The 18,717-nt window shown below is 66.6% G+C and carries 20 protein-coding genes; 13 read left to right on the top strand and 7 right to left on the bottom strand.

Features of this window, described 5'->3' with window-relative positions:
* Positions 1–27 precede the first annotated feature (27 nt).
* The 3 genes from HYN69_RS06055 to HYN69_RS06045 all read left to right on the top strand — a co-directional run bounded on the left by HYN69_RS06055 (position 28) and on the right by HYN69_RS06045 (position 2,960).
* A complete protein-coding gene (locus HYN69_RS06055; protein ID WP_108434963.1) occupies positions 28–714 on the top strand; it encodes an aspartate/glutamate racemase family protein in 687 nt (228 codons plus the stop codon).
* A 139-nt stretch (positions 715–853) separates the two neighbouring features.
* Complete coding sequence (locus HYN69_RS06050) at positions 854–2,131, top strand: AAA family ATPase (protein ID WP_108434962.1); 1,278 nt, start codon at positions 854–856, stop codon at positions 2,129–2,131.
* A 121-nt stretch (positions 2,132–2,252) separates the two neighbouring features.
* Entirely contained in the window at positions 2,253–2,960 is a 708-nt protein-coding gene (locus tag HYN69_RS06045; RefSeq protein WP_159082371.1) for a hypothetical protein, read from the top strand.
* A gap of 5 nt (positions 2,961–2,965) precedes the next feature.
* Here the strand turns inward: HYN69_RS06045 and HYN69_RS06040 are convergent, their stop codons facing one another.
* The 6 genes from HYN69_RS06040 to HYN69_RS06015 form a co-directional block, all read right to left on the bottom strand.
* Entirely contained in the window at positions 2,966–3,841 is an 876-nt protein-coding gene (locus tag HYN69_RS06040; RefSeq protein ID WP_108434960.1) for a PfkB family carbohydrate kinase, read from the bottom strand.
* Positions 3,842–3,843: 2 nt separating this feature from the next.
* A complete protein-coding gene (locus HYN69_RS06035) occupies positions 3,844–4,698 on the bottom strand; it encodes a MurR/RpiR family transcriptional regulator (protein ID WP_108434959.1) in 855 nt (284 codons plus the stop codon).
* Positions 4,699–4,700: 2 nt separating this feature from the next.
* The gene (locus tag HYN69_RS06030; RefSeq protein ID WP_108434958.1) at positions 4,701–5,660 is read right to left on the bottom strand and encodes an ABC transporter permease; all 960 of its coding nucleotides are present in this window, start codon (positions 5,658–5,660) and stop codon (positions 4,701–4,703) included.
* Between the two features lie 16 nt (positions 5,661–5,676).
* Positions 5,677–7,164, bottom strand: a complete 1,488-nt coding sequence (locus tag HYN69_RS06025; RefSeq protein WP_108434957.1) for a sugar ABC transporter ATP-binding protein — start codon at positions 7,162–7,164, stop codon at positions 5,677–5,679.
* 67 nt (positions 7,165–7,231) lie between these two features.
* Positions 7,232–8,281 (bottom strand): sugar ABC transporter substrate-binding protein, encoded by a 1,050-nt coding sequence (locus tag HYN69_RS06020; RefSeq protein WP_108434956.1) that lies wholly within the window; start codon positions 8,279–8,281, stop codon positions 7,232–7,234.
* Between the two features lie 43 nt (positions 8,282–8,324).
* Positions 8,325–9,320 carry a sugar phosphate isomerase/epimerase family protein gene (locus tag HYN69_RS06015; protein ID WP_108434955.1) on the bottom strand — a complete coding sequence of 332 codons (996 nt, stop codon included), beginning with the start codon at positions 9,318–9,320 and terminating at the stop codon, positions 8,325–8,327.
* 228 nt (positions 9,321–9,548) lie between these two features.
* Here HYN69_RS06015 and HYN69_RS20495 point away from each other — a divergent pair, with 228 nt between their 5' ends.
* The 8 genes from HYN69_RS20495 (at position 9,549) to HYN69_RS05975 (ending at position 16,139) form a co-directional block, all read left to right on the top strand.
* On the top strand, positions 9,549–10,004 hold the full coding sequence (locus HYN69_RS20495; RefSeq protein ID WP_159082370.1) for a hypothetical protein: 456 nt from the start codon (positions 9,549–9,551) through the stop codon (positions 10,002–10,004).
* Positions 10,001–10,579 (top strand): cytochrome c oxidase assembly protein, encoded by a 579-nt coding sequence (locus tag HYN69_RS06005; protein ID WP_230426505.1) that lies wholly within the window; start codon positions 10,001–10,003, stop codon positions 10,577–10,579. The genes HYN69_RS20495 and HYN69_RS06005 overlap by 4 nt, the downstream gene beginning before the upstream one ends.
* On the top strand, positions 10,576–11,688 hold the full coding sequence (locus HYN69_RS06000; RefSeq protein ID WP_108434953.1) for a c-type cytochrome: 1,113 nt from the start codon (positions 10,576–10,578) through the stop codon (positions 11,686–11,688). The genes HYN69_RS06005 and HYN69_RS06000 overlap by 4 nt, the downstream gene beginning before the upstream one ends.
* A 455-nt stretch (positions 11,689–12,143) precedes the next feature.
* Entirely contained in the window at positions 12,144–12,599 is a 456-nt protein-coding gene (locus HYN69_RS05995; RefSeq protein ID WP_108434952.1) for a DUF2231 domain-containing protein, read from the top strand.
* Positions 12,592–14,133, top strand: coding sequence for a PQQ-dependent sugar dehydrogenase (locus HYN69_RS05990; protein WP_108434951.1), 1,542 nt, complete (start codon positions 12,592–12,594; stop codon positions 14,131–14,133). Before HYN69_RS05995 ends, HYN69_RS05990 begins: the two co-directional genes overlap by 8 nt.
* A 70-nt stretch (positions 14,134–14,203) precedes the next feature.
* Complete coding sequence (locus HYN69_RS05985) at positions 14,204–15,364, top strand: sensor histidine kinase (protein WP_108434950.1); 1,161 nt, start codon at positions 14,204–14,206, stop codon at positions 15,362–15,364.
* Complete coding sequence (locus HYN69_RS05980) at positions 15,354–15,725, top strand: response regulator (protein WP_159082369.1); 372 nt, start codon at positions 15,354–15,356, stop codon at positions 15,723–15,725. The genes HYN69_RS05985 and HYN69_RS05980 overlap by 11 nt, the downstream gene beginning before the upstream one ends.
* A gap of 213 nt (positions 15,726–15,938) precedes the next feature.
* Entirely contained in the window at positions 15,939–16,139 is a 201-nt protein-coding gene (locus HYN69_RS05975; protein WP_216824660.1) for a hypothetical protein, read from the top strand.
* 3 nt (positions 16,140–16,142) lie between these two features.
* Here HYN69_RS05975 and HYN69_RS05970 read toward each other — a convergent pair whose 3' ends face one another.
* A complete protein-coding gene (locus tag HYN69_RS05970) occupies positions 16,143–17,138 on the bottom strand; it encodes an aldo/keto reductase (RefSeq protein ID WP_230426504.1) in 996 nt (331 codons plus the stop codon).
* Positions 17,139–17,237: 99 nt separating this feature from the next.
* Between HYN69_RS05970 and surE the strand changes: the two genes are divergently transcribed.
* Both surE and HYN69_RS05960 read left to right on the top strand, forming a co-directional pair.
* A complete protein-coding gene (gene surE, locus HYN69_RS05965; RefSeq protein WP_108434947.1) occupies positions 17,238–18,023 on the top strand; it encodes a 5'/3'-nucleotidase SurE in 786 nt (261 codons plus the stop codon).
* The gene (locus HYN69_RS05960) at positions 18,020–18,691 is read left to right on the top strand and encodes a protein-L-isoaspartate(D-aspartate) O-methyltransferase (protein ID WP_108434946.1); all 672 of its coding nucleotides are present in this window, start codon (positions 18,020–18,022) and stop codon (positions 18,689–18,691) included. Before surE ends, HYN69_RS05960 begins: the two co-directional genes overlap by 4 nt.
* Positions 18,692–18,717: the final 26 nt, after the last annotated feature.

Below are 18,717 nucleotides of genomic sequence, written 5' to 3'. Positions count from 1 at the left end.
CCCTAACCCAATCCGGCAGGCAGGCCCATGACCCCCACCCCCCGCTCCCTCGCGATGATCCATACCGTGGCAGGCCTGATCCCCACCTTCGACGCGCTGCTGAAAGCCGACCTCCCCGCTTGGGCCGGCTTCAACATGGTCGATGAAAGCCTGCTGCGCGCCACCATCCGCGATGGCAGCCCCTCGCCCCTCACCACCCGCCGCTTGGCCGCCCTGATCGCCTCGGCCACCGATGCAGGGGCCGAAGCGGTGGTCGTCACCTGCTCCTCGCTCGGCCCCGCGGTCGAGGCCTGCCGCCCCTTCTGCCCCGTGCCCCTGTTCCGCATCGACGAAGGCATGGCCATCGCCGCCGTCCAATCAGCAGTCCAGCACCTTGGCCGCATCGGCGTCTTGGCCACCCTGCCCAGCACCCTTGCCCCTACGGCTGCGCTGATCCGCGCCACCGCCGCCCGCCTTGGCCGCGATTGCAGCGTGACCGACCGCCTCGCCGAAGGCGCGTTCCAGAAACTGGCCAGCGGCGACACCGCCACCCATGACGCGATGGTCGCCGCAGAAATCCGCGCCCTCGCCGCCACCTGCGATACGGTCGTGCTCGCCCAAGCCTCGATGGCCCGCGCCCTTGCCACCGTGGCGGGCGATCTTGGCAGCACGCCGGTGCTGACCAGCCCCGAACTGGGCATCCGCCACATCCGCGACCGCCTTTCGGCAAGCTGACCGCGCCCATAGCGCCGCCGTATACCAAAGTTGCGCTCGCGGCGCCCTTAGGTCATTAATCTATATTAAGTATCCACACCGACTGCGCCCCGCGCAGGCCACCCTCCCCCATGGCCGCCCACGGCCCCGACAGGCCCAGATGACCGATTTTCCCCACCCCGCCGCCCCGCTGACCCCGGAAGACACCGGCCTTAACGCCGATCTCCTCATCGGCCTCGCGCTCAAATTCATGAAAAGCAACGGCGTGCTTTCCACCTCGCAACTGGCCGATGCGCTGTGCCTGTCTCGCCCCATCATCCGCAGCCTGACCGAAGACATGGTCCGCCTGCAACTGGTCGAAGCCCGCGGCCTCTCGCTTCAGGGCGACCTGCGCTCGGACCTGCGCTTTGCCCTGACCGACCGTGGCGATGCCCGCGCCGAAGCGGCGCTTGCCGTGTCGCAATACATCGGCCCCGCCCCCGTGCCGCTCGAAGCCTTCGTCGCACAAGCCGCACTCCAGACCGTTGCAGCCGAAACGATCCGCCAAGACCGCCTGCACGATGCCCTTTCGCATCTGGTCCTGCCCCCCGGCCTGACCGACCGCCTCGGTCCCGCCGTCAACTCCGCCGCCTCGGTCCTGTTCTATGGCGAGGCCGGAAACGGCAAGACCTCGATCGCCGAGGCGCTGGCCACCACCTTTCAGGACACCATCCTCGTCCCCTACGCCTTTGTCGTCAGGAACGAGATCATCCAGGTCTTCGACGACACCGTGCACATCGCCGCAGGCGATGACGCAGGCGACCACCTCGACCGCCGCTGGGTGCGCTGCCGCCGCCCGATCATCGCGGCGGGGGGCGAACTCACCCTTGCCAAACTCGACCTGATCTTCGAACCCCATGCCCGCTTCTACGAAGCCCCCATGCACCTCAAGGCCTTGGGCGGAATGTTCCTGATCGACGATTTCGGCCGCCAGAAAGAGCCGCCGATGGCCTTCATCAACCGCTGGATCGGCCCTCTGGAGCGCGGCTACGACATCCTGACCCTGCACACCGGCAAGAAATTCGGCGTCCCCTTCGACCTTCTCCTGCTCTTTTCCACCAACATGCCGGTCGAGGCCATCGCCGACAGTGCAGGCCTGCGCCGCATCACCTTCAAACTCCACGTCCCCAGCCCGACCCGCGACGAATATCTCGAAATCTTCCGCCGCACCTGCGAAAGGCGCGGCATCGCCTATGACGCATCCATCGTCGAAGCCTTCTTCGACGACACCTACGCCGCGCAGTCACTCGTCACCTCGGGCGCGCATCCGGGCTTTTTGCTCAAACACGTCATCGCCGCGTCAAGCTACCTTGGTCGCCCGCCCAGCCTGACCCGCGACCTCCTCGACCTCGCATGGCAAAACGTCATCAGCGACCGCAGGCCGCCCGTCGCCGGATAGAAGCGGTGAAAGAATTGATGTGACAAAACCGCGGCATCTCGCATAAAGATATGTGAATAACTGCTCGGTTCAGCCAGATCACCTCAACTCTAAACGGTCGCGTGGAATTGATGGCACCCAATTGAAGCCGCTGGTCTGCGCGTGGCTGGCTCTCGCCGTACACGTGGTCGCCACACCGCTTTCGGCACGGGACAGCCCCTTTCCGCAGACCATGCGCTGGTCCATGCCGCAATCCAACATCCTGCAACGCGATTTCGGCAGGCTCGATACCTGCGCCGCATTGCAACAGGCTTACGACGCTGCGGGTTGGCCAACGGGCACCAGTATCTCCGCCCTGCGCGAGATCGACAAACGGCTCAAGACCGGCGTCACTCTCATCCCCGACAAGGGACAGGACCGCTGGACCCCCCTCACCGGCACCGTCATCTCGGGCGCACGCAAACCGGCGGCCGATTGCGACGATGTGGCCGTGACGGGCGCGCAACTCGCCATTTGTGCAGGCTTTCCCGCAGACCGCCTTGGGCTGATCGTTACCCAGCTTCCGTCGCGGCGGAATGAGTTACATGTCGTGACCTTCTACGACGACCCCGAAAGCGGCGTCTGGGTCTTTGCCGATACGATGGACCGGATGCGCCCGATCACGCAACTCGGCCAGACCATGCATTACTTCGCCTTCATCGACAGCGTCACGATATGGTGGGCGCTGCGCGACCCGCGCACCGGCAAGCCCGTGGCGACCGGTGCCCCCACATCGTCACTCCCCGAAACGGCCGCGCCCGTCTCTCCTGACGACTTCGCAAAGGGCACCTGCAAACACCCGCATTTCTGACGGCGTCAGCCTGCCTGCCCGCCCGCCACATGCAGCGCCGCCGCCTCCGACGCCTGCGCGCAGGCCTCTTCCAACCCCTGCCCCATGGCCAAAGCCGCAGCCAGCGTGCCGGTGAAGCAATCGCCTGCACCATGCGTGCTCGAAACCCGCACCTTGCGGGCGGGCAGGGTGATCTGCACATCGTCCAGTGTCCAGGCTGCCAGCCCTTCGGCCCCCGCCGTCACCACCACGCTGTCATATTGCGCCGCCAGATGCCGCGCGGCAGCCAGCGCCGAAGCCAGATCGCCCACCTCCCCCGCCCCGAACATTTCCGCCTCGACCGCATTCACCACCAGCACATCGACCAGGGCCCGCAACTCCCGCGCAACCTCGCGCGCAGGCGCCGCGTTCAGCACCACCCTGACCCCTCGCTCGCGTGCGGCCCGCGCAGCGGCAAGGTTCACGCCCGCCGGAACCTCGTTCTGCAAGACCAGCACCTTCACATCCTGCCACAGCGCCGCCGCCTCCAGCGCGCCCGCGTCCACCAACAGGTTCGCCCCCGAAACGATGGTCGCGGCATAGGTGCCCGCAGCATCCTGTATCGCCACGCTCATGCCCGACCCCACCCCGTCCAACTCTGCCACGAAACGCCGGTCCACCCCGCCACGGTCCAGCGCCTCCAGCATGAAGGCCCCGAACCCGTCGCGCCCCACGGCCCCGAACATGCGCCCCCTTGCCCCCGCCGCCTGCGCCGCGACCGCCTGATTGCCGCCCTTGCCGCCGAATTTCGGATACCAGCGCGACCCCACCGCCGTCTCGTCGGCCCGTGGCAGATGATCAGCCTCGACCATGATGTCATGGTGCAGCGATCCGACGACAAGAACCACGGGCGGGTGCGACACGACTATCCCCTTCGCTTCGACTGGACAGCCCGCATGGTGCGGGACAGGTTGGCATCCGCCGCCTTGCGGTCGCGCTGCGCCACCGCCACGAACAGCGCATCGAGCAAGTTCAACTGCGCGATCCGCGCGGTCGCGTTCTCGCCCAGCAGGGGCGAGTTCTGCGCCGTCGAACACAGCACCACATCGGCCAGCCGCGCCAGCGGGCTGTCGGCGTAATTCGTCACCGCAATCGTCCGCGCCCCGTTCCTGCGCGCCAGCTCCAACGCCTCGATCACCGCACTGGTGGTGCCCGAATGCGAATAGGCCACCGCCACATCATCGGGCGTCAACAGCGCCGCCGACATCATCATCATATGCGCGTCGTCGAAGACCGACGTGCGAATCCCGATCCGCAGGAACTTGTGGCTCACATCCCGCGCGATCTGCGCCGATCCGCCAAGCCCGTAGAAATCGCGCTGCCTTGCCCGGTGCAAAAACTCTGCCGCCCGCTCGAACCCGTCAAGGTCGAGGATGGCAAAGGTCTCCTCCAGCGCCTGCATCGCGGTGCGAAACACCTTTTGCACCACCTCGCCCGCCGTATCCCCGGCTGAAATCTCGGAGTGAAGGCTCGCCGAATCCGACCCGTAATAGTCGATCAACCCGCTTCTGAATTCACGAAACCCCGCGAAACCCAGCTTTTTGGCGACCTTGACCACCATCGCCTCCGAAACGCCCGATCCTTCGGCCACCTCGCGCAGCGATGTCGCCTCGGTGATGTCGCGCCGGTCCAGAATGTCGGCCGCCACCTTGCCTTCCAGCGGCGTCAGGCTTGGCAGCCGCATCCTGATTTGTGGCCCGACGGCCCTCGGATCGTTCATCGTTACCCCTGCTTGCCACTCGTCGCCCGGTCAATCAGCATCGCGACGATGATGATGATACCGGTGGCAAGCAGCTGGTAGAAGGCCTGAACGTTCATCAGCGTCAATCCGTTACGCAGCGCGCCAAGGATGACGCAGCCGATCAGCGTCCCCATGATCGACCCGCGCCCGCCCATCAGTGACGCCCCGCCAATCGCCGCCGCCGCGATTGCGTCCAGCTCCCACAGCGTCCCCAGCGTGGGTTCCGCCGCCCCCAGCCGCCCGATCAATATCATCGCCGCAACCGAGGCCATCAGCCCCGAGATCATATAGGCCGCCAGTTTCGTCATCCGCACCGGAACGCCCGAAATCCGCGCCGCCTCCTCGTTGCCACCCACGGCCATGAAATACTCGCCTAGCGGCGTGCGGTTCAGGATCACCCAGCCCGCCCCCGCCAGCACCGCCACGATCAGCACGGGGTTGGGCAGCCCCAGCACCGTGCCATTGGTAAAGGCGCGAAACCCGTCGGGAATGCCGAAGATCGGCGTGCCTCCGGTAAAGATCAGCGCGCAGGCCCGAAACAGCGACAGCCCCCCCAGCGTCACGATGAACGGCTGCAAGCCCCCCCATGTGATCAGCACCCCGTTGAACAGCCCGCACCCCACCCCCACCGCCAGCGCCCCCGCCACGGCCAGCGGCACCGGCACGCCTGCCACCATCATCGCAGCCCCCAGCACCGCCGACAGCGCCGCCACCGGCCCCACCGACAGGTCTATCCCGCCCGAGATGATCACCAGCGTCATGCCCAGCGCGATGCAGGCATTGATCGAAGATTGCTGAAGAATGTTCATCAGGTTCGGCACGGTCAGGAACACCGGCGTCAGCGCCGAAAACACGACCCCGATCAGCACAAGGCCAAGCAGCGTTCCGGCATCGCGAAAGCGGATGCGGGCAAGAAAGGCGGGGCGCGCGGTGGCGGTCATGATCGGTATCCTCGGGTCAGGCGGCGGGAATGGCGGCGCGGGCGATGGCCTCTTCGGTGATCTCGCCCGCCCCCAGTTCGGCAGCGATCCGCCCCTCGCGCATCACCAGCACGCGGTCGGCAAGGCGGATCACCTCGGGCAGTTCGGACGACACGACAAGAATCGCCCGCCCCTCGCGGGCCAGCCTCTCGATCAGCCCGTAAATTTCGGCCTTGGCCCCCACGTCGATGCCGCGCGTGGGTTCGTCGAACAGGAATATCCGCGTATCGGCGGCCAGCCAGCGCCCGATGATCGCCTTTTGCTGGTTCCCGCCCGAAAAACTGCCGATGGGCCGCGACACATCCAGCGGGCGCAACTGCACATCGCGCATCAGTGCCTCGGCCCGCTCGGCCAGCACCTTGCGCCTGATGATCCCCCAGCGCGAAAAGCGCCGCATGGCGGGCAGCGCGATATTCGTCGTCACAGGCCGGTGCCGGATGATCCCGTCACGCTTGCGCTCTTCCGGCAGCAGCCCCAGCCCCGCGCGGATGCGGCGGCGCGGATCGCCCCCCGCAACCGTTACGCCCTCGACCAGAACCTCGCCCGCATCGGCAGCGTCCACCCCCGCGATCAGCCGCAGCAACTCCGTCCGCCCCGACCCGACCAGCCCCGCGATGCACAACACCTCGCCCTCGCGCAACACCAGCGACGCATCCCGCACCGCCACCCCCCGCGTCAGGCCCCGCGCTTCCAGCACCACCCGCTCGCGCACATGCGAAACATGCGCGCCATGCGCCAATTCGCGCCCCACCATCCGCTCGATCACCGATGCCACCGGCACCTCGGGCAGATCGACCCGCCCCACCAGCCGCCCGTCCCGCAGGATCGTGGCGCTCTGGCAGACGCGATACACCTCGTCCATCTTGTGCGAGACATAGATCACCGAAACCCCCTGCCGCCGCAGCCCGTCGATGATCACGACCAGCCGGTCGAATTCTTTCGGCGTCAGGCTCGATGTCGGCTCGTCCATCGCGATGATCCGCGCCTTGGCCCGCAGCGCCTTGGCGATCTCGACGATCTGGCGCTGCGCCACCCGCAGCGTCCGCACCGGCGCCGTCACGTCGATCCCGGCGTCGAGCGGCGCCAGCAACCGCCGCGCCTCGCGCTCTTGCGCCTTGCGGTCCACGAACAGCCCGCCCCCCTGCCGTAGCGACGCCCCCAGAAACATGTTCTGCGCCACGCTCAACTCCGGCACCTGCTGCAATTCCTGATGGATCATCGCGATCCCCGCCGCCTGCGCCTCGCGCGGCGACGCGATCACCCGCACAGCACCATCGATCTCGACCCGCCCCGCATCGGCACGAAACACCCCCGACAGAATGTTGAGAAGCGTCGATTTCCCCGCGCCATTCTCGCCCAGCAACCCGTGCACCTCGCCCGCCCGCACCGTCAGCGTGACACCATGCAGCACCTGCAAAGGGCCAAAGGATTTGTCGATATCGGCAAGTACAAGGCGCGGCGTCATGGGAAAACCCTGAAAAGAAAGGGCCGTCCCGCCCGAGGGAGCATCAGGCGGGACGACCGGTCAGCCCTTATTGGGCCAGCAAGGCAGCACGAAGTGCCGCGATGTCAGACGTGGCAAAGGTCTCGACGTTGTCCTTGGTCACCAGCGCCTGCGGGGTTGCGACCACACGCGGCAAAGCCTGCCCCGCCATCAGCCGCAGCGCCACTTCCATCGCCACCTCGCCGGTCAGCACCGGAAAGCTGTCCACCGTTCCGGTCAGATCGCCCGCCCGCACCGCAGCATAGGCGTCCGAAATACCGTCCGTCCCGAACACGGCAACCTGTTCGGCCTTGCCCGCGGCCTTGACCGCCTCGACCACGCCCAACGCCATGCCGTCATTGTTGGCATAGAACCCGATCAGATCGGGATATTGCTGCAATATCGTCGCCGCCGCGTTGAACGCCTCCTCGCGGCTCCAGTTCGCAGGAACCGAGGCCACGACCTCGAACTTGCCCGCCTCCGTGATGGTTTCAGTAAAGCCCGCCGTGCGCTGGCCCGCCGCATAAACCCCCGGCTGCCCCTCGATCACTGCGACCTTGCCGCCATCGGGACGGTTGGCGATGAACCAGTTGGCCACGTTCACGCCGTTGCCCTTTTGCACGTTGCCCACGTAATGCGTGGCCGAAGGGATCACTGCGTCATTCACGTTCAGCACCGGAATCCCCGCCGCCGTGGCCTTTTCCATCGCCGGAATCAGGTTGGCATCGGTCTGGGGCGAAAACAGCAGCGCGTTGAACCCTTGGCTGATCAGCGTCTCGGCAATGGCAAGCTGCCCCAACTGGTCGCCTTCGGATTGCGCCGCCTGATAGACGAACTCGATCCCCAGCTTGTCGGCCACGTTCTGGTACCCCTGCCCGAGCGACCGCCAGTATTCGTTCGTCAGCGTCTTCGACACGCCGCCCACCTTGGTCCCCGCCGGAACCGCCGGCATCGCGCCGAACTTGGCCTCAAGCTCCGACCAATCCATCCGGTCAGGTTCGGCGTCCGAATTCAGCGGCGCAAGGTCTTGCGCCAGACCCATTCCGACCGTCAGCGCCAGCGCCGCGACGGCAAGGCCGCCCTTCAGAAAATGTTGCATGGTTTCCTCCCTTTCAACACGATTTCAGTTGGTTCCGTAAAGTTCACCCCGTCGATATATCCCCCGACAAGGCCAGTTGCGCGATCTCTTGCGCCGTCACCGGATCATGGCGCGCCTTGGCGTCGGCCAGCCGGTTATCCCCCTCCATCCGCCCGACCGCCGCCAGCATCCGCCGCACGGTGCGGATGTTGGCCGCACATTCGGCCACGGGGTCTAACCCCGATGCATCTGGAAACGTGTCGAAATAGATCGCCCCGTCGAACCCGCCGCGCTTGACCTCGGCCAGCAGTTCCAGCGTGGCCTGCCCGTGCACGGCCCCCACCATCAAGCCGTCATCCCGCTTGGCATAGCCGTCGTTCAGGTGCAGCCCCAACAGGCGCGACCGCCGCATCACCATCGCCGCCGCATTGGCAGGCTGCTCGTCGGCATAAAGCGCATGGGCGAAATCGATGGTCACGCCCAGGTTGTCCGCCCCCGCCTCGTCGATGGCCAGAAGCGTCGTCGCCGCATCGCGCAACAGGCTGTAACTCCTCGGCTCGTTGGGCTTGTACTCGATCGACACCAGACAGTCCGGATCATGTGCCGCCACCTCGGCGATGCCCTCCACCTCGTCGGCCCACAACCTTTGATAGTCGCATTGAAAGGCGTAATCGAACCCGTCCTGCCCCAGCCACAGCGTCATCATCGGCGCGCCCATCGCCCGTGCCGCATCGATCCCGCGCTTGGTCAGATCGATCGCCTCGCGCCGAACCGCGCGGTCGGGGTTGGTGAACGCCCCCCGCTTGAAGGCCGGATTGGTATAGTAGCGCATCGCCAGCCCGCTGATCGCCAGCCCGCAACCGGCCACCATCGCCGCCACTTCGGCAGGCTTCGCCCCCACATGGTCGGGATAGTTCAGATCAAGCTCGGTCAAGCCCGGAACCGTCGCGGCCCGCGCAATCATCTGCGCCAGCGAAGGCTTTTCCACCTGCCCCGGCCAATAGCCATGCGCCGCCGAAGCGAAGGAATTGATACGGGTGGCAAAGCGCGATCCAAGCATGTGATTCTCCTTACATCACAGCTTTTCATAAATTCGTAAAGTATCAACCCGAAATTCTCGCCTCGGCAAAGCCCGGCCCAGACCTGGCCCAAGCCCGCCGCCCGGAAAGCCCTCATCGCCCGATCCCGCCCCCCACTGCGGGAACCCCGTCCCCGCCAAACCCCTTTCAACCCCGACCGGCCGCTCGGGACCGCCACCCTACGCGACCTCCCCGTAAGGACCGCCCGCATGACCCTGCCCCGCCACGAATACCGCACGGGTAACCCCACAGGCGACCCAACCCTGTGGCGACTGTTGCGGATCACCCTCGGCCCGCTCGTCTGGGCGCTGCACCTGATGGTCAGCTACGCCGCCGCCGCGATCTGGTGCGCCAAGATCTGGTGCGCCGAGATCTGGTGCGCCGAGATCTGGTGCGCCGAGATCTGGTGCGCCGAGTCTGGCACCAGCGTGATCGACCCGCTTCTCACCGCACTCCTGACCATCAGCGCGACAGCCCTCGCGCTGCTTGCGGCGCTTGGCTGGACCTTCTGGCGGCAATACCGCAACGACGCAAACGAAGACCGGCCGACCGACCGCAGCCGCTACCGCTTCCTCGGCCATGTCGCGCTCCTGCTCACCCTCGTCTCGGCAATCGGCGTGGTCTATGACACCCTGCCCGCCGTCTTTGCGGGAACCTGCCGGTGAAGCCCCGCCTCGTCCTTGCCGCCGCCTGCACGCTCGCCCTCGCGGCCACGCTTCCCCCGCTGCTGCCCGCCTTTCCTGCCCATATGCTGCGCCACATGCTGCTCGTCGCGGTTTCGGCCCCGCTTCTGGTGCTGGCCTTCCCCGATCCGCTGATCCGCCTTGCCCCACCTGTGGCAATCGGCTGCCTGATCGAGTTCGCAACCGTCTGGGGCTGGCATCTCCCCGCCCTCCACGCCGCCGCACGAAGCGGAACACCCGCCCTCGCCTTGGCCGAGCAAGCCTCCTTCCTCGCCGCAGGCATCGCCGTCTGGGCCGCCGCACTCCGCCCCGGTCAAGCGGTCGCAGGCGCGGCGGGCCTGTCCGTCACCTCGATGCACATGACGCTGCTTGGCGCGCTGTTCATCCTGTCGCCCCGCGATCTTTACGCCGGTTGGTGCGGCATGCCTCCCGACATCACCGCGCAATCGCTGGGCGGCCTGACGATGCTGGCTATCGGCATGCCCGCCTATCTGGCAGGCGGGGTCTGGCTCTTGTCCCGCGCCCTGCAAGACAGCGCGCCACGGCCCGCACCATGAACCGCGTCCTTGCAACCCTTGCCGTCCTCGCAGCCCTCGGCACCGCCGCCGCAGCTGCGACCATCGGTTTCGGGCTTTACAACGTCTCGGCGCGGCAGGGCCATCTCGCCCCCGTCGCATGGGCCTTGCACACCACCTTCCGCCACAGCGCGAAACTCCGCGCCCCGCCGCAATCCGCAGTCCCGCCCCTTACCGACGACATGGCCGCCCTCGGCGCGCGCCACTACGACCGCGCCTGCCGCACCTGCCACGGCACGCCCGGCACCGCCGCAAGCGCCACGATCCGCGCCATGGTCCCGCCCCCGCCGCCCATCCTGCAAGCGGTAGCAGACCACCCCCCGAACCAGCTTTACTGGATCGTCCACGAAGGCATCAAGATGACCGCAATGCCCCCTTGGCCCGCCCCGCGCAAGGACGAGGCGTGGAGCATCGCAGCCTTCCTGACCCGCCTGCGCGACGGCATGACCCCGCAGGAATACACCGCCCTCACCGCCCCGCCAGAAACTCCGCCCGACGCGCCACGGGGCTTTGCCTATTGCGCCGGATGCCACGGCGCGAACGGCCGGTCCGAAAACCCGCTGATCCCCCGCCTCGACCTGCAAGATGCCGCCTACCTGACCCGCTCGCTGCAAGCCTATGCCGATGGCCAGCGCCAAAGCGGCTTCATGGCCGAGGCCGCAACCTCTATCCCTGCCACCTCGCTCGCCGATCTTGCCGCGTATTTCGCCAGCCTGCCTACGGCCGATACCGGCCAAAGCGTCGATCCCGGCCTCGCTGCCAAGGGGGCCGCCCTCGCCCAAGGCCAGACCGCCAGCCCCGACGTTCCCGCCTGCGTCGCCTGCCACGGCCCCCGCCAAACCGACGCCAACCGCCGCCTCATCGGCCCCGACCTCGCCGGACAATACCCCGCCTATCTCGAAGCCCAGCTCCGCCTCTGGCGCGATGGCAACCGCGGCGGCGGACCAAAGTCGAACCTCATGGCCAAAGCCGCCCGCAGCCTGACCGATGACCAGATCGAAGCCCTCGCCGCATGGTTCGCAGGGTTGCAACCCTCGACCACCGGACCGGCCAAAAGGACCGGACCGACCGCGACCATAACCACCCCCTAGCCTGTAGCGACCGACGCAAACGCGCCGAAGCGGCGCTATCGCGCTTCGGCGCGTTCCCCGCTGCAAGAGCCTTGGGGACAACGCAAGTCGCTGCGTAACGTGACCTTCGGCCCCCGTAAGGTATGGCCGCTATGCGCCGATGCGCCGCCAGATCGGGCAGGATGTGCAAAACCACACAAGCAACCGCGACCCCGCCCACCCCCGAAAGGCAGATGCTGCGCGGCACGCTGCCCGGAAACCGCAAGCGCCCGATGGTCACATGGATCAGCGCAAAGCCAAGCGCGAATAGTCCGGTCGACGGCGTCTTCCGCCCCGAACCCGGACCACGCCCCCGAGGTCCCGCACCCTACGCGGTCCCGCGCTTGTGATTGCTTTTTCAGGGAAATCCGACCGAAAACCGGAACCCATCCCGTCACCGCGCGTCTAGTCAATAAGCCGACACCGGAGAAGCCGACATGCCCACAAGATCCGTCCCGTCAGCCGCCGCGATCGGTGGCCGACCCATCCACGCCATTCTGGTGCCCTTTCCGATAGCCTGTTTCGTCCTGACGCTGGCCGTCGACATCGCCTATTGGCAGACCGGAACCCTGATGTGGCAGCGCTTCGCCGAATGGCTGCTCTTCGCGGGGCTCGTCACCGGCGGGCTCGCCGCGCTTGCGGGGCTGATCGACGCGATAGCCCGCCGCCCCCTGCGCCAGTCGCACCACACCTGGGTCCATGGCATCGGCAACGTGATCGTGCTTCTCCTCGCCTTCTTCAACAGCCTCGTGCACGCCCGCGACGGCTGGACGGGGGTCGTCCCCTGGGGCCTTGGCCTATCGGCCGCAACCGTCCTCGTCCTTCTTGTCACGGGCTGGATAGGCCTTGGCATGGTGTTCCGCCACGGCGCAGGAGTGTCCGACCATGATTGACCGCATCTCGCTTGCCACCGCCCTTCTGGCGCTCTCGGCCCTTTGCGCCACCGCGCAGGATTTCGACCCCGCCAGCCAGATCGGCCCCGATCCGCGCCTGCCCGACCCGCAAATGGCCCTGATGCCCGACCTCCGCGTGGCCGAGGTGACTGGCTGGGCCAAGGACGAAACCCCCACCGTCCCCGAGGGCCTTTCGATCACCGCCTATGCGACCGATCTGGTAAACCCGCGCCGCGTCTACACCCTGCCCAACGGCGACGTTCTGGTGGTTCAGGCGCGCGGCCCGCAGGGCGAACCCGTCTCGCGCCCAAAAGACATCATCCGCGGCTGGATCATGTCCATCGCCCACGGCTCGGGCGGCGGGCCGACCGGGGAAAGCAACCTCATCACCCTGCTGCGCGACACCGACCGCGATGGCACCGTCGACGAACGCTCCGACCTGCTGACAGGGCTGAATTCACCCTTCGGCGTGGTCTTCGCCGATGACACGCTCTATGTCGCGGCAACCGATGCGATCCTCGCCTATCCCTACCAACTGGGCCAGACCACGATCACCGCCCCGCCGACCATCCTTACCCCCCTCCCCGGCGGCCCGATCAACCACCACTGGACCAAAGATCTCACCCTCAGCCCCGACCGGAAATACCTCTTCGCTTCGGTCGGGTCGAACTCGAACATCCTCGAAAACGGGCTCGAGGCCGAAAAGGGCCGTGCCGCGATCTGGATCGTCGACCGCCAGACCGGCGCCGCCCGCGTCTTCGCCTCGGGGCTGCGCAATCCGAACGGGCTGACCATCAACCCCGAAACCGGCGAACTCTGGACCGTGGTGAACGAACGCGACGAACTCGGCCCCAACCTCGTGCCCGACTACATGACCTCGGTGAAAGAAGGCGCCTTCTACGGCTGGCCGTGGAGCTATTACGGCCAGCACGTCGACCCCCGCGTCTACCCCGAACGCCCCGACATGGTAAAAGCCGCCATCCCGCCCGACTATGCCCTGTCCAGCCACGTCGCACCCTTGGGCATGGTGTTCTCCTACGCCTCCGCCCTGCCCGAGCAATGGCGCAGCGGCGCTTTCGTAGGCGAACACGGCAGTTGGAACCGCGATGTCTACAACGGCTACCGCGTGGTCTATATCCCCTTCAAGAACGGCAAGCCCGACGGCATCGCGCAAGAGGTCGTCGGCGGATTCGTGGCCGATGACAAGGCCCGTGGCCGCCCCGTAGGGCTGGGCATCGACGGTACGGGCGCACTCCTCGTGGCCGATGACGCAGGCAATACCGTCTGGCGCATCGCCGCCGCCGACGGAACGATCTCGCCCGAACCGATGGGCACCGACCAAGCCGCATCCGCCCCCGCGCAGGGGCAACAAGGCACGGACCAGATCGCTGGCCAGACCGCTGGCCAAACTGGCACTCAGCCCCCCGAACCCACAATGTCCGCCCCATCCCCTGCCACCGGCGAACCGGCGCAGACCGAAATCGCCCCCGCAACGCTGCCAAAATCCGAACCTGCGCCCGCTGACCAACCCTGAACCGGCGCGACCGTCCCTCTCGTCGCTGCACCTTTGCCGGAACCACCTGTCCGCCAACTGGTTTGGTTGTATGGAAACCCCCCAACACCGCTTGCGGAACCTCGAACTCCAACGGCAGGCCCTCGCCGATTTCGGCCTCTATGCCTTCCGCAGCGAAGACCTCGACAAAACCCTTCGCCTCGCAAGCGAACGGGTCTCGGTGGCGATGGGAGTTCCCCTCGTCAAGGTGCTCGAACACCTGCCCGACCGTGGCGCGATGCTGTTTCGCAGCGGTGTGAACTGGCAGCCCGGCACAGTCGGCGTCGCGACCATCCCGGATGCAGAACGCTCGCCCGGCGGTTTTGCGCTGCGCTCGGACCGCCCCGTCGTCTCGCCCGACATCAGGACCGAACACCGGTTCGAAATGCCCGAAATCCTGGTCCGCCACGGCGTCCGCAGCATGGTCAATGTCATCATCGTCGGCCCCGACCGCCCCTTCGGCGTGCTCGAGGTGGACGCCACCGAACCCCGGAATTTCAGCCCGGACGACGTGGCCTTCCTGCAAAGCTACGCAAACCTGCTGGCCGCCGCCATCGAACGCCTGAAAATCCACGCACAACTGCGCCAATCCGCACAAGAGCAGACGGTGCTGGCACGCGAACTCGGCCACAGGGCGCGCAATCTTCTGGGGCTGATCCGCGCGCTTGCCTCGCAGACCTCGGTGACCGGACGCAGCGCCACCGAATTCCGCGATGCCTTCATCGGCCGCCTGCGCGCCCTCTCCGTCGCCGAAAGCGCGGTCTTCGAAACCAGCGGCGAACATGTCGACCTCGGCACGATGGTGCGCGACATCCTCGCCCCCTTCGACGTGCAAGGTGGCGACCGCATCAGTCTCGAGGGCGCGCCTGTGCCCCTCGCCGCCCGACAGGCCCGCATGTTCGGCCTCGCCTTGCACGAACTCGCCACCAACGCCGTCAAATACGGCGCCCTCGGCCAGCCCACCGGACAGGTGCGCGTCGACTGGTCAACGCATCGCAGCGCAACCCGATGCGACATCCGCGTGGTCTGGCACGAAACCGGCGGCCCGCAGGTCGCGCCGCCAGACCGCCAAGGCTTCGGCAGCAGGCTCTTGCAAGAGGTCGTCGCAAACGAACTGCAAGGCGAGGCGACACTCGCCTTCAACCCCGGCGGAGTGCACTATTCCCTGACCTTCCCCTGTTGCGATCAGGGGGAGATCTCCGTTGACAGTTGATACCCTCGCAGGCCGCTGCGTGCTTGTCGTCGAAGACGAAAGCCTGATTGCGATGGACCTGCAATCCACGCTCGAATCCTGGGGCTGCATCGTTCTCGGTCCCTTCGCCAGCGCCAAGGCGACCCTGTTGGCCATGGCGACCGGCCTGCCCGATACCGCCGTGCTCGATGTCCATATCCGCGACGGAACATCCGAACCCGTGGCCGGAGCCTTGCTGAAGACCGGCACAGGTTTCGTGGTCCTCACCGCATTCCGCGCCCGCGACATGACCGGTGCGCTCAAGACGGGCCGGCTCATCCGCAAACCGCTCGACCCGGCCAGACTGCACCGCGAACTCGAAGCCTGCCTGCCACTGGCCTAAAGCTGCCACAGCCCCGCAACAGCCCCGCCAAAGCCCACCCCCCGCGCCGCAGCGCAGCGCAGGATTCGGAACGAAATTCATCCGATCGCCCGGCCCCGCCTTCCGCGCGAAACACCATCCGCGAAAATCCGCCGGTCCGGAACATTGTTCTGCAACATTCGTAAACTTCAGAACCCTCTGCCCGCGGCTTTGCGCTATGGTATCCACACTGAAATGTCGGAGCGCACTGCCATGCGAAAGACCCAACTCCTCGGCCCCTCGCAACAGGGGGCTTCCAGCCGTCCGGTATTCTCGACCGCAAACTGGGCACCGATCACCCTTTTCGCGCTCGCCTATGTCGCCATCCTCGGCGTGCTTTTCGCGCCCGAAGGCTACTTCAACGGCGAAGAACCGGCGACCCTCGCCGCCGACTGATCCTCAGTCATGCCCCGCCACCGCGTGGGGCACATAAGGCGCCTCCAGCAGCGCCACCTGTTCGGGCGTCAGCACCAAGGACAGCCCGCCCAGCGCATCGGTCAACTGCGCCATCCGGCTGACCCCGATGATCGGCGCGGTCACACCCGCCTTTTGCCGCACCCAAGCCAGCGCCACCTGCGCCATGGACCGCCCGACTTCCGCCGCCACCGCTTCGACCGTATCCACCACACGGCGGTCGGCATCGGTGGTGCGGTCGTAAAGCACCCGCATATAGGCATCCGTCCCGCTTCGCACCGTCACCGCGCCCCAGGGCCGCGCCAGCCGCCCCCGCGCGATGGGCGACCACGGAATCATCCCCACCCCCTGATCCAGACACAGCGGCACCATTTCGCGCTCTTCCTCGCGGTAAATCAGGTTGATCTGGTTCTGCATGCTCACAAAGGGCGACCAGCCATTCGCCCGCGCCACCTCCTGCGCCTTGGCAAACTGCCACGCATACATGCTCGACGCCCCCAGATACCGCGCCTTGCCCGCCCGCACCACATCGTGCAACGCCTCCATCGTCTCGGCAATCGGCGTATCCGGGTCCCAGCGGTGGATCTGGTACAGGTCCACATGATCCGTCTTCAGCCGCCGCAGGCTCGCGTCGATGTTGTGCAGGATTGCCCGCCGTGACAGGCCCGCCATATGCGGCTCGGCCTCCATCACCCCGTGCACCTTGGTCGCCAATACGATCTCGTCGCGCCGCGCGATGGTCCAAAGGTAATCGCCCAATATCTCCTCCGACGATCCGTCCGAATAGACATTCGCCGTATCGAGGAAGGTGATCCCCGCCTCGACCGCCGCCCGTATCAGCGGGCGGCTCTCCTCGACCCCCAGCGTCCACGGATGCCCGCCCCGCGCAGGCTCGCCATAGGTCATGCAGCCCAGACACAGCTCCGACACCTGCAACCCCGACGCCCCCAACCGCTTCATCCGCATCGCACCCTCCCGCATTTGCCACACCACACTATTGCTGTGTCATCCCACCGCAAGCCCCGCTTGCCGCACCCCGCGCCCTCGTCTAATCAGGGGGCCAACCAAAGCAGGCAGACCATGCGCATCCTTGTGACCAATGACGACGGCATCAACGCTCCGGGGCTTCAGGTCCTCGAGGAAATCGCGCATGCCATCGCGGGACCACAGGGCGAGGTCTGGGTCGTCGCCCCCGCGTTCGAGCAATCGGGCGTCGGCCATTGCATCAGCTACACCCACCCGATGATGATCATGAAACTCGGCCCCCGCCGCTTTGCCACCGAGGGCAGCCCCGCCGATTGCGTGCTCGCGGGCCTGTTTGACGTGCTCGACGGCGCCCGCCCCGATCTGGTGCTTTCGGGCGTCAACCGCGGCAACAACTCGGCCGAGAACGTGCTTTACTCCGGCACAATCGGCGGCGCGATGGAAGCAGCCCTCCAAGGCATCCCCGCCATCGCGCTCTCGCAATTCTTCGGCCCCGAAATGGACGGCCTGTCCGACCCGTTCGAAGCCGCCCGTACCCACGGCCCCAAACTCGTGCGCGACCTGCTCGATCACGGCATCTGGACCAACGACGACTACCGCACCTTCTACAACGTCAACTTCCCGCCCCTGCCCGCCGCCCGCGTCAAAGGCACCCGCGTCGCCGCGCAAGGTTTCCGCCGCGACACCGGCTTTGGCGTGGAACCGCACCAGTCACCGTCGGGCAAGAAATTCCTCTGGATCAAGGGTGGCCCGCAGCAAACCCCCACGCTTCCGGGCACCGACGCTGCGGTAAACCTCGAAGGTTACATCTCTGTCACCCCCATGCGCGCCGACCTGACCGCACATGACCTTCTGGCCGACCTCTCGGCGCGGCTCGCATGACAAACGGGCCGCGGGACTTCGACGACGAAGGCTCCGCTGCGACACGCAAGATGCGCTTTCTTTACGCCCTCCGCTCGCGTGGTGTCACCGATACCCGCGTCCTGACCGCCATGGAACAGACCGACCGCGGCCTTTTCGTGCGCGGCGTCTTTTCCGACCGCGCCTATGAAGACATGCCCCTTCCCATCGCCTGCGGCCAGACCATCAGCCAACCCTCCATCGTCGGGCTGATGACACAGGCGCTCAACGTCCAGCCCCGCGACAAGGTGCTCGAAGTCGGCACAGGCTCGGGCTATCAGGCCGCGATTCTGTCGCACCTCGCCCGCCGCGTCTACACCGTCGACCGCCACCGACGCCTCGTGCGCGAAGCCTCCGAAGTCTTCGCCCGCCTCGATCTGACCAACATCACCGCCATCACCTCGGACGGCAGCTTCGGCCTGCCCGACCAGGCCCCGTTTGACCGCATCATCGTGACCGCCGCCGCCGAAGACCCGCCCGGCCCCCTCTTGGCGCAACTCAAGGTTGGCGGTATCATGGTGTTGCCCGTCGGGCAGTCGGATACGGTGCAAAGCCTGATCAAGGTGACGCGGCTCGAAACCGGCTATCATTATGACGAACTTCGCCCCGTCCGCTTCGTCCCTCTGGTCGAAGGGCTCGGGACGGAATAGACGATAACCAGATCAGGCCGGGACCA

The organism is Gemmobacter aquarius, assembly GCF_003060865.1.
GTDB lineage: Bacteria > Pseudomonadota > Alphaproteobacteria > Rhodobacterales > Rhodobacteraceae > Paragemmobacter > Paragemmobacter aquarius.
Note: the sequence above shows the minus strand (reverse complement) of the source record. Positions and strands in the feature narration are given on the sequence as shown.

What these genes read in the sequence shown, in the direction of transcription:
- HYN69_RS20495 (WP_159082370.1), top strand. Translation starts at nt 9,549, where the DNA reads ATGACCCTGCCCCGCCACGAATACCGCACGGGTAACCCCACAGGCGAC.
- HYN69_RS05985 (WP_108434950.1), top strand. Translation starts at nt 14,204, where the DNA reads ATGGAAACCCCCCAACACCGCTTGCGGAACCTCGAACTCCAACGGCAG.
- surE (WP_108434947.1), top strand. Translation starts at nt 17,238, where the DNA reads ATGCGCATCCTTGTGACCAATGACGACGGCATCAACGCTCCGGGGCTT.
- HYN69_RS05990 (WP_108434951.1), top strand. Translation starts at nt 12,592, where the DNA reads ATGATTGACCGCATCTCGCTTGCCACCGCCCTTCTGGCGCTCTCGGCC.
- HYN69_RS05995 (WP_108434952.1), top strand. Translation starts at nt 12,144, where the DNA reads ATGCCCACAAGATCCGTCCCGTCAGCCGCCGCGATCGGTGGCCGACCC.
- HYN69_RS06020 (WP_108434956.1), bottom strand. Translation starts at nt 8,281, where the DNA reads ATGCAACATTTTCTGAAGGGCGGCCTTGCCGTCGCGGCGCTGGCGCTG.
- HYN69_RS06030 (WP_108434958.1), bottom strand. Translation starts at nt 5,660, where the DNA reads ATGACCGCCACCGCGCGCCCCGCCTTTCTTGCCCGCATCCGCTTTCGC.
- HYN69_RS06035 (WP_108434959.1), bottom strand. Translation starts at nt 4,698, where the DNA reads ATGAACGATCCGAGGGCCGTCGGGCCACAAATCAGGATGCGGCTGCCA.
- HYN69_RS06055 (WP_108434963.1), top strand. Translation starts at nt 28, where the DNA reads ATGACCCCCACCCCCCGCTCCCTCGCGATGATCCATACCGTGGCAGGC.
- HYN69_RS06025 (WP_108434957.1), bottom strand. Translation starts at nt 7,164, where the DNA reads ATGACGCCGCGCCTTGTACTTGCCGATATCGACAAATCCTTTGGCCCT.
- HYN69_RS05975 (WP_216824660.1), top strand. Translation starts at nt 15,939, where the DNA reads ATGTCGGAGCGCACTGCCATGCGAAAGACCCAACTCCTCGGCCCCTCG.
- HYN69_RS06015 (WP_108434955.1), bottom strand. Translation starts at nt 9,320, where the DNA reads ATGCTTGGATCGCGCTTTGCCACCCGTATCAATTCCTTCGCTTCGGCG.
- HYN69_RS06050 (WP_108434962.1), top strand. Translation starts at nt 854, where the DNA reads ATGACCGATTTTCCCCACCCCGCCGCCCCGCTGACCCCGGAAGACACC.
- HYN69_RS06000 (WP_108434953.1), top strand. Translation starts at nt 10,576, where the DNA reads ATGAACCGCGTCCTTGCAACCCTTGCCGTCCTCGCAGCCCTCGGCACC.
- HYN69_RS05960 (WP_108434946.1), top strand. Translation starts at nt 18,020, where the DNA reads ATGACAAACGGGCCGCGGGACTTCGACGACGAAGGCTCCGCTGCGACA.
- HYN69_RS05970 (WP_230426504.1), bottom strand. Translation starts at nt 17,138, where the DNA reads ATGCGGGAGGGTGCGATGCGGATGAAGCGGTTGGGGGCGTCGGGGTTG.